The following is a 13,891-nucleotide window of genomic DNA, read 5'->3' as shown; positions in this document are numbered from 1 at the left end:
TTTACACGCTGCGCGCGGCCTGCCGTGTCGGAATGAACGCCGCCGACAGCAGCAGGCACAGCGCGATGCCAGGCGCCACCACCTGGCCCAGCGCGTTCAGCGTCGGAATGTTCGACAGCGCCAGCAGGAAGAACGAGGTGGCCGCCGTCACATTGGCAAGCGCCAGCGAGGCCAGCAGGTCGTGGTCGGGCTGCAGTGGCTCGGGGCCGGTGTGGGCCTCCTGCTCGGCGCGCAGCTGGTCGAAGAACAACGCATAGTTGGAGCCGATGGCCACCGTGAGCAGCAGGCCGACCAGGTGCAGGATGCCCATCTCCACGCCGGCCAGCGACAACGCGGCGACCACGATCAGCGTGGCCGAGCCGACGGCCAGCGCGATGCGCCCCAGGCGCAACAGCGAGCGCAGGTGCAGCAGCAGCACCGCGCACAGCGCCAGCGCGCCGAGCGCGGCCTGCACGCCGGCCTCGTGCAGGTAGCGGCTGTACAGGCTGCGCAGCTCGCCCGAGATGTCGACCACCTGCACCTGCGGCATGTCGGCGAAGGCCGCACGCAGGGCCGGCGTGTCCAGCGGCTGCGTGCCCTGGCTCAGCGTGAGCAGGCCGCGCCAGGGCCGCGTGCCCGATCCGGGCACCAGCAGCGCGTCGAAGGCGGCGGCCAGCGGCGTGCCGTCGAGCGAGGCGCGCGTCAGCAGCGGCTGCGTGCGGGCGTGGGCCACGTCGTCGATGAAGGGGCCCAGCCGCGCAGCGGCGATGGGGCCGTCCACGGTGGCTTCCTGCAAGCGTGCGCGCAGCGCGTCGGCCTCGGGCAATGCGTCGCGGCGCGCCTGTTGCACTGCCGGGCTGGGCAGCAGGCGCGCAGGCGATGCGTAGCCGGCCAGCTTGCCCTCGGCCACCAACTGGTCGAGCCGCGCACCGGCCGCCTCCGCGGCGCGCAGCACGCTGGCCTCGTCGGTGCCGGTCACGGCCACGACCACGCCGGGATCGTCGGCACCCAGGTCGGCGCGCAGCCGGGCGTCGATCTGCATCTTCTCGTCGCCGGCCGGGCTCAGCGAGGCCAGGTCGCCGCGCCAGGGCGAGGGCAACCAGGCCACGGTGGCGGCAGCCGCCACGGCCAGCGCCACCAGCGCCCAGCGCATGCGCTGCAGCACGCGCATGGCGGCGGCCACGGCGCGGCCCAGGTGGCGGCGCAGGCCCATGCCGGGCGCACCATCGGGCGAGATGGCGGTCAGCACGAAGCGCGTGGTCAGCGCGGCGCCGGTCAGACCGGCGATGGAAAACAGCCCCAGCTGCGCCAGGCCCGGGAAGCCCGAGAACAGCAGCGCCGCGAAGCCGCACAGCGAGGTCCACAGTCCCAGCCGCACCGTGGGCCAGGACAGGCCCAGCCAGCGCCGCGCGCCCAGGCCCGCGGCAGCGCCGGGCACGCCGCGCGCCTGGATCAGGTAGTAGATGGCGTAGTCCACGGCCTCGCCGATCAGCGTGGTGCCGAAGCCCAGCGTGATGCCGTGCACGTTGCCGAACACCAGGCTCACGGCGGCGATGCCGGCCAGCACGCCGGTGGTGACGGGTAGCAGGGCGGTGAACAAGGTGCGCAGCGAGCCGCCGAAGGACAGCAGCAGCAACCCCACCACGATCACGCCGCCCGCGATGGCCAGGCGCTCCACCTCGGTCTTGATCTGCGCGCGCGAGGCCGTGGCGAAGGTGCCGGCGCCCGAGACGACCAGCGTCAGGCCCTGCGCCTGCGACTTCTCGAAGCTGCTGCGCACGAGGTTCAGCGCGCGCTCCTGCCCGTCCAGGTCGCCGCCATCGGCATGCGTGGTGGCCAGCACCACGGCGCGGTGGCCGTCGCGCGAGATCCACACGCGGCCGTCGCTGCGCGGCGCCTGCGCGGGCAGCATGTTCTCGGCCATGCGCACGGTCTCGCCGGTCGGGTCCTGCAGCAAGATGGGCTTGATCAGGTTGCCGGCCGGCGTGCCCAGCAGCGAGGTGGTGTCGTAGATGCCGTCACGCAGGCCGTCCACCGTGAAGCGCTGCGCGTCCACGCCGGGGCTCAGCAGGTAGCGGTTGGCGAAGAGGAACTTGCCCGTCTCCTCGAAGCCGCTGTTGTCGCCGTTGTGCACGGCATCGAATGCGCCGCTCTGGCGCAGCGCATCGGCCAGCTGCACCGAGGCTTCGGTCCGCTGCGCGGGCGTGCCGCCTTCGATGCCGATCAGCACCAGCCGCGCGGCGACGCCGCTTTGCAGTTGGTCCAGCAAGACCGCCTGCTCGGCGCTGGGGTTGCGCGGCAGGAAGGCCGACAGGTCGGCCACGTAGTGCGTGCGCGCGGTGATGGCCGCGGCGGCGAGAACGAAGAGAAGCCAGAGGCCGATGGCGGTGTGGCGCAGGTGGCGCATGTCAGCGAGCCCTGTGGCGCAAAAAGGTGACGGAAAGGCCAGGGCCGAGCGCAGCGATGGCCCGCGTGGACTGCGTTCCCCATCCCCTGTGCCCGTGCCGAGGAGCGGAGCGGCATGGGCGGCGCAAGGGCACCTTGCGCATCGTGGACTGACCCATTGCACCTTGTTTGAACGNTTCCCCATCCCCTGTGCCCGTGCCGAGGAGCGGAGCGGCATGGGCGGCGCAAGGGCACCTTGCGCATCGTGGACTGACCCATTGCACCTTGTTTGAACGGAGTGAACGCAGTGAACGAAGTGAGTTGTGCAATGCGCCCATGCCGTGAGCACCGCAGGTTGCCCGTAGCGCAGCGGAGGGACATGGGAACCGGGGTCGCCTTCTTTTGCTTACTTTTCTTGGCGAAGCAAGAAAAGTAAGTCGCCCGCGGGGGCGAGACCCCGCACGGTGGCGCAAGCACATTGCTGGAATGGTCGAACCGGCCTTTGATGAAGCACTCTGCTTGCGCAACGNAAGTAAGTCGCCCGCGGGGGCGAGACCCCGCACGGTGGCGCAAGCACATTGCTGGAATGGTCGAACCGGCCTTTGATGAAGCACTCTGCTTGCGCAACGATGCCGGGATGTGCGCCCGGCAGCGCAGTCACTTTCTCTTGTCTCGGCAAGAGAAAGTAACCAAAGAGAAGCCGACCCCGGTCCCTGCGTCCCTGCGCTGCGCTCCGGGCAACCTGCGCTGCTCGCGTCAGGGGTAAATGGCACAACTCGCATCGTTCACTGCGTTCACTCACCTCGAACAGGTGCAATGAGTCAGACCACGAAGCGCAAGATGCTCTTGCGCCACCCCTGACGCTGCGCTGCTCGGCGCAGGTACAGGGGGCCGGGGAGCGGGGACGCTCGGGCCGTCGCTGCGCTCGACCCTCGGAACCCTCATCCCCAGGGTGACTCATTTCGCCTGGATCTTCATGATGGAGTAGTCGCCACCGGTCATCGACACGGTGATCTCGCGCAACTGCGACCGCTCGCCCACCACCGCGATCTGCACCACCTGCAGCCGCAGCTTCTCCTCGCGCGGCACCATCAGCAGCTGCCAGCGCGCGGCCGAGCCCGAGACCTGGGCGTCGAAGTTGCGCTCGATCGCGTCGCGGTTGCCCGTGAGCGTGCCGCGTACGGCGGCCACGACCACGGCGGCCTCGGGCACGCTGTCCAGTTGCACAGTGCGGCTGCGGCTGCCCTGGCGCATCGTGACCTCGTTGCCGACCACGGCCAGGCTCTCGCTGCGCGGCTTGAGCGTCTCGCGCACGAAGCGGTCGGGCGCCTCGAATGTGAGGCGGCCTGAGCTTTCCACGGGCCGGTCCAGCAGGCTCGAATGGCGCACTTCGGTGAACGTCGCCTCGCCGGACTTGACCTGGGCCAGCAGCTGCATCAGTTGCGGCAGGGCAAAGGCGGCCTGCGCCTGCACGGGCAGCACGGCACAGGCGGTGAGCAGGGCCAGGGCTTGGCGGCGGTCAGGCAGTCTTGGCATCGTCGTCACTCGCCCAGAAGTCGTAGAAATTGAACCAGTTGCAGGGCGCCTCGCGGCACAGCGTTTCGAGCAGCGCCACATAGCGCTCCAGCGCGGCCTGCACCTCGGCGTCCATCGTGGCGCCGGCCACGTCGCGGAAGTCCGCCAGCGGCTCGAAGCGCAGGCTGTAGCGGCCGCCGCCATGGTAGAGGCCGGCCATGAAGAACACCCTCTGGCGCAGCATGGCCGCAAGCCGCAAGGGGCCATCGGAAAACGGCGCGGGCCGGCCCAGGAAGGGCAGCATCCAGGTGCGCGAGCGGCCTGAATGGCCGGGCAGGATGCGGTCGGCCAGCAGGCCGGCCATGCCGCCGTCGGCCAGCCAGCGGCGCAGCGCCAGCATGGCGCCAGGGCGGCCCAGCGCGATGGTGTGCAGCTGCACGCCGGGCGCCAGCGCCTTCAGCGTGGCGTTGATGAGCCGCGCGTTGTCCTCGTACATCAGCATGGCGGCGCGCGTGCCGATGCTCTCGGCGCCCGCGCGCAAGGCCTCGAAGCTGCCCAGGTGCGCACCCAGCAGCATCACGCCCTGGCCCTCGGCCAGCACGGCCTCGACCTGGGGCACGTTGTGGTTCTCGATGTGGAAATGCGCCAGCCGGCCTTGCAGGAAGTAGACGCGGTCCAGCACCGTGGCGGCAAAGCTGTGGATGTGGCGGTAGCTGTCGCGCCAGCCGGCCGGGCGGCCCAGCGCGCGCGTGAGGTACTGGCGCGAGGCGCGGCGCGCGGGGCCGTTGGCCAGCAGGAAATACAGCGCGATCGGGTGCAGCACTCCCCGCGCGATGGGCCGGCCGGCGTAGACGGCGATGGCTCCCATGAGCTTGAGCACCCACAGGTTGCTGCGCTCGCGCTGCGTGGCCCAGTCGGCCGGGGGCTGGGCCGGCGCGGTCATCGACTGCCTCCGCGCTGCGCGCTGCGGTGCTGAGCACCTTGGGGCGGCCCGGCGGTGCTCACGGCGCAGCGGCGTCGAACTGGCCCGACGCGACGAGCCTATCGCCCGCATCGCGCACCTCGAAGCGCAGGCCGCGGCCCGTGGCGTCGAGCACGATCTGCAGCTGCGCGCCGGGCCGCACGGGCGCCAGAAACTTGGCATTGCCGATGCGCGGCGCGGCGCCCACGCGCGCGGCCAGGGCCGGGTCGGCCAGCACCGCCTCCAGCACCTCGGCCAGCAGCGACACCCCGGGCAGCAGCGGCTGGCCCGGGAAATGGCCGGCGAAGGCCGGGTGGTCGGCCGCGATGTGCAGCGCCAAGGTGCTCCGCATCAGCGCGCGGCCAGGGTCTGGCGCGCCCATTCGCCGAACGCGATGGCGGGCAGCTTGCCGGTGGACGGCTCGCGCGGCAGCGCCGGCACGGCCACGATGCGGCGCGGCAGGAACACCGGGTCCACGCGCGGGCGCAGGCTGGCCAGCACGGCCTCGTGCACCTGGGCCGGCGACAGCGTGGGCGCCACCACGAAGGCCACCAGCCGCGTCACTGCGCCGTCCACCTCGTCGGCCGGCAACCAGAACGCGCCGTCTTCCACGCCCGGCGTGGTGTTCAGGTGGAAGTTCAGGTGCGCCAGCGAGTTGCGCTTGCCGGCGATGTTGATGAGGTCGTTGGAGCGGCCCAGCAGCCGAAAGCGCGTGGGCGACAGCACGTCCAGGATGTCGGCCAGCGGCGTCGGGGCGATCACGTGGCCGCCCTGCACCTGCGTGCGCTCGCCATCGCCGGACAGGGACAGGCCGTCGTAGGCCAGCCACTCCGGGCCGTCGGTGGTGCGGCGCGTGGCGACCTGGCCGGCCTCGGTGCAGCCGTAGATCTCGACCAGCTGTCCCTGCAACGCCGCCTCGGCGCGCGCGGCCAGTTGCGGCGACAGCGGTGCCGTGGCGCTGAGCACCAGGTCCACCTGCGGCAGCGCGATGCCCGCGTCCAGCAGCATGCGCAGATGGAAAGGCGTGGTCACCAGCATGCGTGGGCGCGGCAGGCGCGCCAGCGCGGCAGCGATGTCGGCGGGGTAGAACGGCCGGTCGGCGTCGAAGGCCGCGCCGCCCAGCAGGGCGATCAACACCGTGGACTCGAAGCCGTACATGTGCTGCGGCGGCACGGTGGCCACCAGGCTCAGGCCGGTCAGGTCGGGCAGGCCCAGGTGGTCGGCCAGGCGCTGCGCGCCGGCCACGGTGCAATCGACCAGCGGGCCCCAGAGCTTGGCGTGGGGCACGGGCAGGCCCGTGGAGCCGGAGGTCAGCACATGCGCCGCCAGCGCCGCGCGCGGCAAGGTGGGGGCGGCCTGCACATGGTCGGCGTCCAGCGCGTCGGCATAGGCGACGCAGGGCAGATCGACCTCGGTCTCGTGGCGGTCCACCAGCGCGTAGGCGCGCGGGAACAGGTTCAGCAGCCGCGCCACGGTCTCGCGCTGGTGGTTGGGCGGCATCAGGTTGGGCTGGCCGCGCAGCATGGCCGCGCCCAGGCCCACGGCGAAGCGGTAGCGGTCGCCGGAGAGGTTCAGCATCGCGCCGTCGTCGGGCAGGCGTGCTGCCAGCGCCTGCACGTCCGCCAAGTAGCGGCGGCGCGTGATCGGCAGGCCGCCGCGCCAGGCGATCGGCGCGTCCAGGCCGGCGCCGGCGATCAACGCGCTCATAAAACAGAGTCGGCAGGCGGCTTGCCGCTCTGCATGTAGCTGCGGATCGCGTCCGCCATGGTGGTGCGCTCGAAGTCCGGGTGCAGCCAGTAGCGCAGCACGTACTCGCCCGCGAACATCGCGGCCACAGCCAGCGGGGTCAGCAGGTTGGCGAACAGCGCCCAGGTGTCGAAGGGCGCCCACGCATACAGCGCCAGCGACAGCAGCGCCATCCCGACGAAATACACCGTCCAGGCGCGTGTGACGTTGCGCGTGTATGCCGCCATGGCCGGCGTGAACTGCCGGTGCACGCGCGAGGCGATGGTGGTGATCAGCGCGGTATGGCCGGCCCGCAGCGTGCCGCCGAAGCCCACCGCCAGGAACACATTGATGCCCACGTGCTGCGCCAGGTACAAGAGCGCCGCCGGCAGCGGCGTCTTCAGGCTGGCCTGGCCGCACAGCGCGGCCAGCGACACCGTGGCCAGCAGCGCCAGCGGCTTCTGGCCGGCGCGCCAGGCGCCCAGCGCGATGGCGATCAGCATGGGCGCGAGCACCAGCACCGCGTTCCAGGGCGAGGCGTCGGCCCCGGTCATGAGCCAGTGCGAGGCCGCGATGTAGAGCACGCTCAGCAGCAGGGCGGCAAGGATGCGAACGGGCATGGCGCGCGGGCGGCGAACCGCGGTCAGGAGATCAGGCGGCCGGGTCGCGGTGGGTGGCGATGTGCTCGGTCAGGCTGGCCAGCGAGCCGAAGATGCGCACGTTGTCCTCGTCGTCCGAGCGCAGCTGGAAACCGTAGCGCTGCGAGACGACCAGGGCCACTTCGAGGATGTCGATGGAGTCGAGCCCCAGGCCGTCGCCGTACAGCGGCGCCGCAGGATCGATGGTGTCGGGGGCGACTTCGAGGTTCAGGGCCTCGACGAGGAGGGACGCGACCTCGCGTTGCAAGTCGGTTTGGGCGAAGCTCATGCGGTCACAGGTCCATTGGGGAAAGGGTGGCGCCCAGCGCGTGGCTTGAGGCCCCTCTGCAGTGCCGTTTGGGCGGTGCCGCAGCGGGGGGCGAGTATACCAATCGCCCCTCGCGCGCCGGGGTGAACGGCGGGCCGGCAGGTATCATGTGCGCCCTCGACGGCACGCCGGCCATGCCGTGCCGATGCCTCTTCGATGCACCCCTGCCTGCCGCCCGCATCCGCCGGTGCGTGGGCCCATTTCCAGCAGGAGACCCCCATGTTCCGTCGTACCTTTTGCAGTGCCCTGGCCGCCGGCGCGCTGGCTCCCGGCCTCGTGGCCGCGCAGGCCTATCCGAGCAAGCCGATCCGCATGATCGTGCCGTTCCCGCCGGGCGGCGGCACCGACATCCTGTCGCGCCTGATCGCGGCCAAGTTCACGGAGCTCAGCAAGTGGACGGTGGTGGCCGACAACCGCGCCGGTGCCGGCGGCACCGTGGGCATCGCCGAGGCCGTGCGCGCCGCGCCCACGGGCTACGACATGGTCATGGGCCAGAAGGACAACCTGGTCGTGGCGCCCTGGCTGTACAAGAACCTGTCCTACGATCCCACGCGCGACCTCGCGGCCGTGGCGCACGTGGCCTACACGCCCGTGGTCATCGTGACCAGCAGCACCTCGCGCTTTCGCACGCTGGGCGACGTGGTCGCCGCCGCACGCAACGCACCGGACACCATCACCTTCGGCTCGCCCGGCAACGGCACCACCATCCACCTGGCCGGCGAGATCTTCAAGACCGCGGCCGGCATCAACATCCGCCACGTGCCGTACAAGGGCTCCAACCCGGCCATGATGGACGTGCTGGCCGGCAACGTGGATCTGATGGTGTCCTCGCTGCCCTCGGCCATGGGGCAGCTGAAGTCCGGCAAGCTGCGCGCGCTGGCCGTCACGTCCGCCAAGCGCAGCAGCTCGGCGCCCGAGATCCCGACCGTGGCCGAGCTGGGCTACAAGGGCTTTGACGTGAGCACCTGGTATGGCCTCTTCCTGCCGGCCGCCACGCCCAGGGAGATCGTCGCCCAGGTGCACACCGAGGCCAACCGGCTGCTGGCCCTGCCCGAGGTCGTCGCCGCCATCCAGGCCCAGGGCGCGGAGACGCAGCTCATGACGGCCGAGCAGTTCGGCGCGCTGGTCAAGAGCGACTACGAGAAGTGGAAGGACATCGTCCACGCCTCGGGCGCGAAGATCGAATAGTCAGGCGCTCCGGTCCCGGAACAGCGCCGGGATCTCGGCCGCGGTGCAGGCGCTGCCGAACAGCGGGCCCTGCAGCTCCAGGCAGGCCAGTGCGGGCAGCGCGTCGAGCTGGGCGTCGTTCTCCACGCCCTCGGCACCCATCAGCATGTCCAATTCCGCGCACAGAAGCGCCACGGCGCGCACGCTGGCCGGGCCCGCGGCCGGCACGGCATCGGTCTGCAGCATCGCGTGCGCGATCTTGAGCTTGTCGAATGGCAGCGCGCGCAGCAGGCCCAGGGCCGATCGCTCCGAGCCCACGTGCGAGAGCGTGACGCGCACGCCGCGCGCCCGCAGCCCTTGCAGGGCCTGGCCGGCGGCCTCGGGGTGGGCCATCAGCGCGCTTTCGGCGATCTCCAGTTCCAGCCGCCCCGGCGCCGTGCCGCTGTCCGCCAGCGCCGCGTCGACCCAGCCGCACAGCGCCGCGGCGCCCGCGCGCAGCGCGGCCGACACATCCAGCGCGGCCTTCAGGTCACCGGGCCAGGCCGCGAGGTCGGCGCACAGGCGCTGCAGCATCCATTGGACGAGCCGGCCCGACAGCCCCAGCTCGTCGGCCAGCGTGTCGAAGGCGCTGTGCGGCAGCAGGCCGCGCTCGGCATGCTCCCAGTGCAGCGCGGCCGACACGCCGCGCAGGCGGCGCCGCTGCCGGTCCACCAGCGGCGTGTAGCGCAGCGCGAACGCACCCTGCGCCAGCGCCTCGCGCAGCTCCTGCTCGCTGCTCCGGCGCGCCTGCATGCGCGCGTCCAGCTCGGGCTCGAAAAAGCTGTAGCGGCCGCGGCCCTCCTGCTTGGCGCGGTACAGCGCCATGTCGGCGCACTTGAGCAGGTGGTCGACATCGCAGCGGTCGTCGTGGACCAGCATGATGCCCACGCTGGCGCCGATGTGCACCGCCTGGCCGGCGATGTCGTAGGGCGCGCTCAGCGCCGCGATGACGCGCGCGGCCAGCCCGGCCGCATCGCGCGGGGAGGCCAGGCGCGACTCGATGATGGCGAACTCGTCGCCCGACAGCCGCGCCACCGCATCGTCGGCCCGCACCAGCGCGCGCAGCCGGGCGGCCACGCCCAGCAGCAGCGCGTCGCCTGCCGCGTGGCCCAGCGTGTCGTTCACGGCCTTGAAGCGGTCCAGGTCGATGTAGAGCACCGCGCTGGCGTCGCCGCGGCGTGCCCGCAGGATGGCCAGCTCCAGCCGGCTGCGCAACGCCACGCGGTTGGGCAGATCGGTCAGCGCGTCGTGCAGCGCCATGTGGGCGATGCGCGCCTGCGCCGCGTGCCGCTCGCTCACGTCCTCCAGCACGCCGACCCATTCGCGCACCACGCCGTCCTCGCTGGGCACGGCCGTGCCGCGCCCACGCACCCAGCACCAGCTGCCATCACGGCGCGACACGCGGAACTCGATGTCCAACTGCCGGTCGTCGGGGTCGACCTGCACCGTGCGCTGGTCCTCGGGGTGCACGCGCTCGCGCCAGCCCTGGCCCAGCGCCGATGCGTCGGGATCGCCGGTCAGCATCTCCCAGCCGTCGGCCGAGCGCAGCGCGCCGTCCGGCCCGGCGCGCCACAGCACCACGGCGCCCGTGCGCGCCAGCATGCGGTAGCGCAGCTCGTTCAGCGCCAGGGCCTTGGCATTGCGCCGCTCGGCCTCGGCCCGTGCATGCAGCGCGCCCTGCGCGGCCTCGATGCCGTGGCGCAGCGCTTCGAACTCGGTGATGGTGGTGGGCCTGGCCAGGGCCTGTGGCGGCACCGCGCCATCGGTGGCGCAGGCCACGGCCAGCGCATTGCGCGCCAGGTCGTGCACGGGCCGGGTGATCGCCCGCGCGAGCCAGGCCGCCACCAGCAGCCCCACCAGCATGGCGAGCGCGCTGCCCGCCGCGAGCTGCGCCAGCGGCTCTTGCCAGGCCCGGTCGAAGGCCGCGCGCGGCTCGGCGATCACGACCATCCAGCCCGGCGTGCCGCCCAGCGTCTCGAAATTCGCGATCACGCTGTGGCCCTCCGTCGTCGTCGCCGTGGTCCGGCCGTTCGGCGTGCCCAGGGCCTTGAGCTTGTCCCAGTCGCGCGCGGGCTGCCCCACCATGCGCTGCCCGTCGCGCGAGCGGGCGACGATCCGGCCCGTGCCGTCGACCACGGCGACCAGCAGGCTGTCGGGCGCGCCGCTCTTCTGGGGCGCCAGGCTCATGAGCCGGCCGGCGGGCGACACCAGCGACAGCAGCAGCTGCTCGCCCGGCCGCGACGCCAGTGGCACCGACAGGGCCACGACCGGCGTGGCCACGCTGGCGTCGGTGAACAGGTTGCTCAGCGAGACGCCGCCGCTGGCCAGCGCCTCGCGCACCAGGCCCAGGGGTAGCCCCTGCGTGCGCAGCTGCGGTTCGGCCTCGCCCGGCGGCCATTGCAGCGCGGACAACACGAAGCGCCCCTGGCCCGAACGCAGCCCGTCCAGCCAGGACTGGGCCTGCGCGAGCGCGATGCCGCCGCTGCCGATGCCTGCGCCCATGGCCTGCAGCAACGCGGCCTTGCTCGCGAGTTCGCTTTCGATGGTGTGGGCCAGCGCGCGTGCGGTGTCGGCCACCTGAGAAGCCGAGGCCTGGCGGTGCGCATCGGCGGACTGCGAGATCGCGAACACGGCCGTGCCCACGGCCGGCGCCAGCGCCACCACCACCAGCGCAGCCAGCACCGTGCGCAGGCGGAAGGTGCGAGAGGCCACCGGCGCATGCGGCTGCGCCGTGGCGTGTTCAGCGTCCGACCGAGACATGTTGTTGATTCTCCGAATGCCGCCCGCGGGCAAGATAGCACAGCACCCGGCGTGCGCCGCACGCGCGCGGCTCGCCCAGGGCCGCTGGCTATAGTCAGCCGATGGCCAAGGAAAAATCGATCTACAGCTGCACCGAGTGCGGCGGCACCAGCGCCAAGTGGCTGGGCAAGTGTCCACATTGCAACGCCTGGAACACCCTGGTCGAGACCGTGGCCCAACCCCCTGCCGGCACGGCGAAGAACCGCTTCGCCTCGCTCGCGCCGGCAGCCGCGGTCATGACGTTGTCCGAGATCGAGGCCACCGACATCGCGCGCATGCCCACCGGCCTGGATGAACTGGACCGCGTGCTGGGCGGGGGCATCGTCGACGGCGGCGTGGTGCTGATCGGCGGCGACCCCGGCATCGGCAAGTCCACCTTGCTGCTGCAGGCGCTGGACGCGCTGCAGCGCGCCGGCATGCCCACGCTGTACGTGACCGGCGAGGAGAGCGGCGCCCAGGTCGCGCTGCGCTCGCGCCGGCTGGGGCTGGACCACAGCCAGGTGCAGGTGCTGGCCGAGACGCAGCTCGAGAAGATCCTTGCCACGCTGGACGCACGCAAGCCCGGCATCGCCGTCATCGACTCGATCCAGACCGTCTACAGCGAGCAGCTCACCTCGGCGCCCGGCTCCGTGGCCCAGGTGCGCGAATGCGCGGCCCACCTCACGCGCGCGGCCAAGTCCGGCGGCAGCGCCATCGTGCTGGTCGGCCACGTGACCAAGGAAGGCGCACTCGCCGGCCCGCGCGTGCTGGAGCACATGGTCGACACCGTGCTGTATTTCGAGGGCGACACGCACAGCAGCTTCCGCCTGGTGCGGGCCATCAAGAACCGCTTCGGCGCCGTGAACGAGATCGGCGTGTTCGCCATGACCGAGCGCGGCCTGAAAGGCGTGAGCAACCCCAGCGCCATCTTCCTGTCCCAGCACAGCGAGCCCGTGCCCGGCAGCTGCGTGCTGGTCACGCTGGAAGGCACGCGGCCCATGCTGGTGGAGATCCAGGCCCTGGTCGACGACGGCGGCCCCAGCCCGCGCCGGCTCTCCGTCGGCCTGGACCGCGACCGCCTGGCCATGCTGCTGGCCGTGCTGCACCGCCATGCGGGCGTGGCCTGCCTGGACCAGGACGTGTTCGTCAATGCCGTGGGCGGCGTGCGCATCGCCGAGCCCGCGGCCGACCTGGCCGTGTTGCTGGCCATCACCAGCAGCCTGCGCGGCAAGCCGCTGCCCAAGGGCTTCGTGGCCTTCGGCGAAGTCGGCCTGGCCGGCGAAGTGCGGCCCGCGCCGCGTGGACAGGAGCGCTTGCGCGAGGCGGCCAAGCTCGGCTTCTCGGTGGCCGTCGTGCCCAAGGCCAACGCGCCGAAGAAGCCGATCGAAGGCCTGACCATCCACGCCGTCGACCGCGTGGACGAGGCGATCGCGGCCATGCGCGACAGTGCCTGAAATATTTGCAACGCACGAAACCGATTGCCAACCAAACCCCGTTTGGATCGCACCTGCCCTCTGAATGACCGCGCGCCATCCCCCATCTGGTGGACGAACCGCGCGTATTCCTGTTTGACGCCCCCCAGGATATTTGGGACGATTTCCTCGCACATGTTTTGCAAGGACATCGTGCAAAAGTTGCTTGATCCGATCGGCGTGCAACCAGCACGTACGACGGCACACGAGGGGGTGGTCCATGGTTTCCTTGTCGATTCGGAAGCGCGTCTACGCGCTTCTACTGGGTTCGCTGTTGTGCCTGCAGGCGCAGGCGGTGACGGTCACGGCCACCGCATCGGACATCGCCGATACGGTCGCAGGTGAAGACCGCTGGCAGATCAGCTACCGCATCACGGGCGCCCTGCCGCAATTCCACACGCTCACGTTCGAGCTGTCGTCGTCCACCTACGGTGCCCTGACACCCACCTCGGTGCCCGCGGCATTGGACCCATCGCTGTTGAGTGGCGGCCCCGCTTTCAATGACGTGCTGAGCCTGCTGGCGCTGGACGCGCTGGGCGCAGGCCAGTCCCTGAACGCCGTCTTCGCGTTCAACCTGCTGTCCGCGCCGACCTTTGCGCCGCAAGCCTTCAACGAGGCGGACGAGCTCGGCGTACCTGCATCCTCCGGTCTGGTGCAAGTCACCGTCGCCGACCCCAACGCAGTCCCTGAGCCGGCCAGCTGGATGCTGCTCGGCCTGGGCATGGCCATGCTGCGGCGCCAGGCCGCGCGACCACCGGCGCGCTGACGCGTCACCACAAGGGGCGCGGCCGCGCTGGACGGCCACGCGCCTTCCGTTCGAGTCCTGTTCCGATTGACTGGCTGACGGCCGTTTGCGGCCGGCCGGCGTCGCGGTGCGCCCGTGTCCGACACCGCTTGCGAGGAG

General features: G+C 71.6%; 11 protein-coding genes. 3 read left to right on the top strand and 8 right to left on the bottom strand.

Translation table 11 applies throughout. The features are described 5' to 3' along the window. Position 1 precedes the first annotated feature (1 nt). The 7 genes from ASF43_RS28670 to ASF43_RS28640 form a co-directional block, all read right to left on the bottom strand. On the bottom strand, positions 2 to 2,386 hold the full coding sequence (locus ASF43_RS28670) for an MMPL family transporter (RefSeq protein ID WP_056189442.1): 2,385 nt from the start codon (positions 2,384 to 2,386) through the stop codon (positions 2 to 4). A gap of 935 nt (positions 2,387 to 3,321) precedes the next feature. Further along, on the bottom strand, positions 3,322 to 3,900 hold the full coding sequence (locus ASF43_RS28665) for an outer membrane lipoprotein carrier protein LolA (RefSeq protein WP_156373560.1): 579 nt from the start codon (positions 3,898 to 3,900) through the stop codon (positions 3,322 to 3,324). After that, complete coding sequence (locus ASF43_RS28660) at positions 3,884 to 4,822, bottom strand: acyl-CoA synthetase (protein ID WP_056189436.1); 939 nt, start codon at positions 4,820 to 4,822, stop codon at positions 3,884 to 3,886. Before ASF43_RS28660 ends, ASF43_RS28665 begins: the two co-directional genes overlap by 17 nt. 58 nt (positions 4,823 to 4,880) lie before the next feature. Next, positions 4,881 to 5,192: a 3-hydroxyacyl-ACP dehydratase FabZ family protein gene (locus ASF43_RS31940; protein WP_056189944.1), complete on the bottom strand. Its 312-nt coding sequence runs from the start codon at positions 5,190 to 5,192 to the stop codon at positions 4,881 to 4,883. Further along, positions 5,192 to 6,547: an AMP-binding protein gene (locus tag ASF43_RS28650; RefSeq protein WP_056189433.1), complete on the bottom strand. Its 1,356-nt coding sequence runs from the start codon at positions 6,545 to 6,547 to the stop codon at positions 5,192 to 5,194. The genes ASF43_RS31940 and ASF43_RS28650 overlap by 1 nt, the downstream gene beginning before the upstream one ends. Continuing rightward, positions 6,544 to 7,185, bottom strand: coding sequence for a hypothetical protein (locus tag ASF43_RS28645; RefSeq protein ID WP_056189429.1), 642 nt, complete (start codon positions 7,183 to 7,185; stop codon positions 6,544 to 6,546). Before ASF43_RS28645 ends, ASF43_RS28650 begins: the two co-directional genes overlap by 4 nt. Positions 7,186 to 7,216: 31 nt before the next feature. After that, complete coding sequence (locus ASF43_RS28640; protein WP_056189426.1) at positions 7,217 to 7,492, bottom strand: phosphopantetheine-binding protein; 276 nt, start codon at positions 7,490 to 7,492, stop codon at positions 7,217 to 7,219. A gap of 258 nt (positions 7,493 to 7,750) precedes the next feature. Here ASF43_RS28640 and ASF43_RS28635 point away from each other — a divergent pair, with 258 nt between their 5' ends. Beyond that, positions 7,751 to 8,719 carry a tripartite tricarboxylate transporter substrate binding protein gene (locus ASF43_RS28635; protein WP_082498257.1) on the top strand — a complete coding sequence of 323 codons (969 nt, stop codon included), beginning with the start codon at positions 7,751 to 7,753 and terminating at the stop codon, positions 8,717 to 8,719. On the opposite strand, the gene ASF43_RS28630 is transcribed toward ASF43_RS28635, so the two are convergent. Next, positions 8,720 to 11,497, bottom strand: a complete 2,778-nt coding sequence (locus tag ASF43_RS28630) for an EAL domain-containing protein (RefSeq protein WP_056189422.1) — start codon at positions 11,495 to 11,497, stop codon at positions 8,720 to 8,722. 101 nt (positions 11,498 to 11,598) lie between these two features. On the opposite strand from ASF43_RS28630, the gene radA reads away from it, so the two are divergent. Next, positions 11,599 to 12,969 (top strand): DNA repair protein RadA, encoded by a 1,371-nt coding sequence (gene radA, locus ASF43_RS28625; protein ID WP_056189419.1) that lies wholly within the window; start codon positions 11,599 to 11,601, stop codon positions 12,967 to 12,969. Between the two features lie 238 nt (positions 12,970 to 13,207). Then, positions 13,208 to 13,753, top strand: a complete 546-nt coding sequence (locus ASF43_RS28620; protein ID WP_056189417.1) for a PEP-CTERM sorting domain-containing protein — start codon at positions 13,208 to 13,210, stop codon at positions 13,751 to 13,753. Positions 13,754 to 13,891 lie beyond the last annotated feature (138 nt).

This window comes from Pseudorhodoferax sp. Leaf267, assembly GCF_001422405.1.
Classification (GTDB): Bacteria; Pseudomonadota; Gammaproteobacteria; order Burkholderiales; family Burkholderiaceae_C; genus Pseudorhodoferax.
This window is presented reverse-complemented; position numbering and strand designations above follow the sequence as displayed.

What these genes read in the sequence shown, in the direction of transcription:
- ASF43_RS28660 (WP_056189436.1), bottom strand. Translation starts at nt 4,822, where the DNA reads ATGACCGCGCCGGCCCAGCCCCCGGCCGACTGGGCCACGCAGCGCGAG.
- ASF43_RS28630 (WP_056189422.1), bottom strand. Translation starts at nt 11,497, where the DNA reads ATGTCTCGGTCGGACGCTGAACACGCCACGGCGCAGCCGCATGCGCCG.
- ASF43_RS28620 (WP_056189417.1), top strand. Translation starts at nt 13,208, where the DNA reads ATGGTTTCCTTGTCGATTCGGAAGCGCGTCTACGCGCTTCTACTGGGT.
- ASF43_RS28640 (WP_056189426.1), bottom strand. Translation starts at nt 7,492, where the DNA reads ATGAGCTTCGCCCAAACCGACTTGCAACGCGAGGTCGCGTCCCTCCTC.
- ASF43_RS31940 (WP_056189944.1), bottom strand. Translation starts at nt 5,192, where the DNA reads ATGCGGAGCACCTTGGCGCTGCACATCGCGGCCGACCACCCGGCCTTC.
- ASF43_RS28650 (WP_056189433.1), bottom strand. Translation starts at nt 6,547, where the DNA reads ATGAGCGCGTTGATCGCCGGCGCCGGCCTGGACGCGCCGATCGCCTGG.
- ASF43_RS28665 (WP_156373560.1), bottom strand. Translation starts at nt 3,900, where the DNA reads ATGCCAAGACTGCCTGACCGCCGCCAAGCCCTGGCCCTGCTCACCGCC.
- ASF43_RS28670 (WP_056189442.1), bottom strand. Translation starts at nt 2,386, where the DNA reads ATGCGCCACCTGCGCCACACCGCCATCGGCCTCTGGCTTCTCTTCGTT.
- ASF43_RS28645 (WP_056189429.1), bottom strand. Translation starts at nt 7,185, where the DNA reads ATGCCCGTTCGCATCCTTGCCGCCCTGCTGCTGAGCGTGCTCTACATC.
- ASF43_RS28635 (WP_082498257.1), top strand. Translation starts at nt 7,751, where the DNA reads ATGTTCCGTCGTACCTTTTGCAGTGCCCTGGCCGCCGGCGCGCTGGCT.
- radA (WP_056189419.1), top strand. Translation starts at nt 11,599, where the DNA reads ATGGCCAAGGAAAAATCGATCTACAGCTGCACCGAGTGCGGCGGCACC.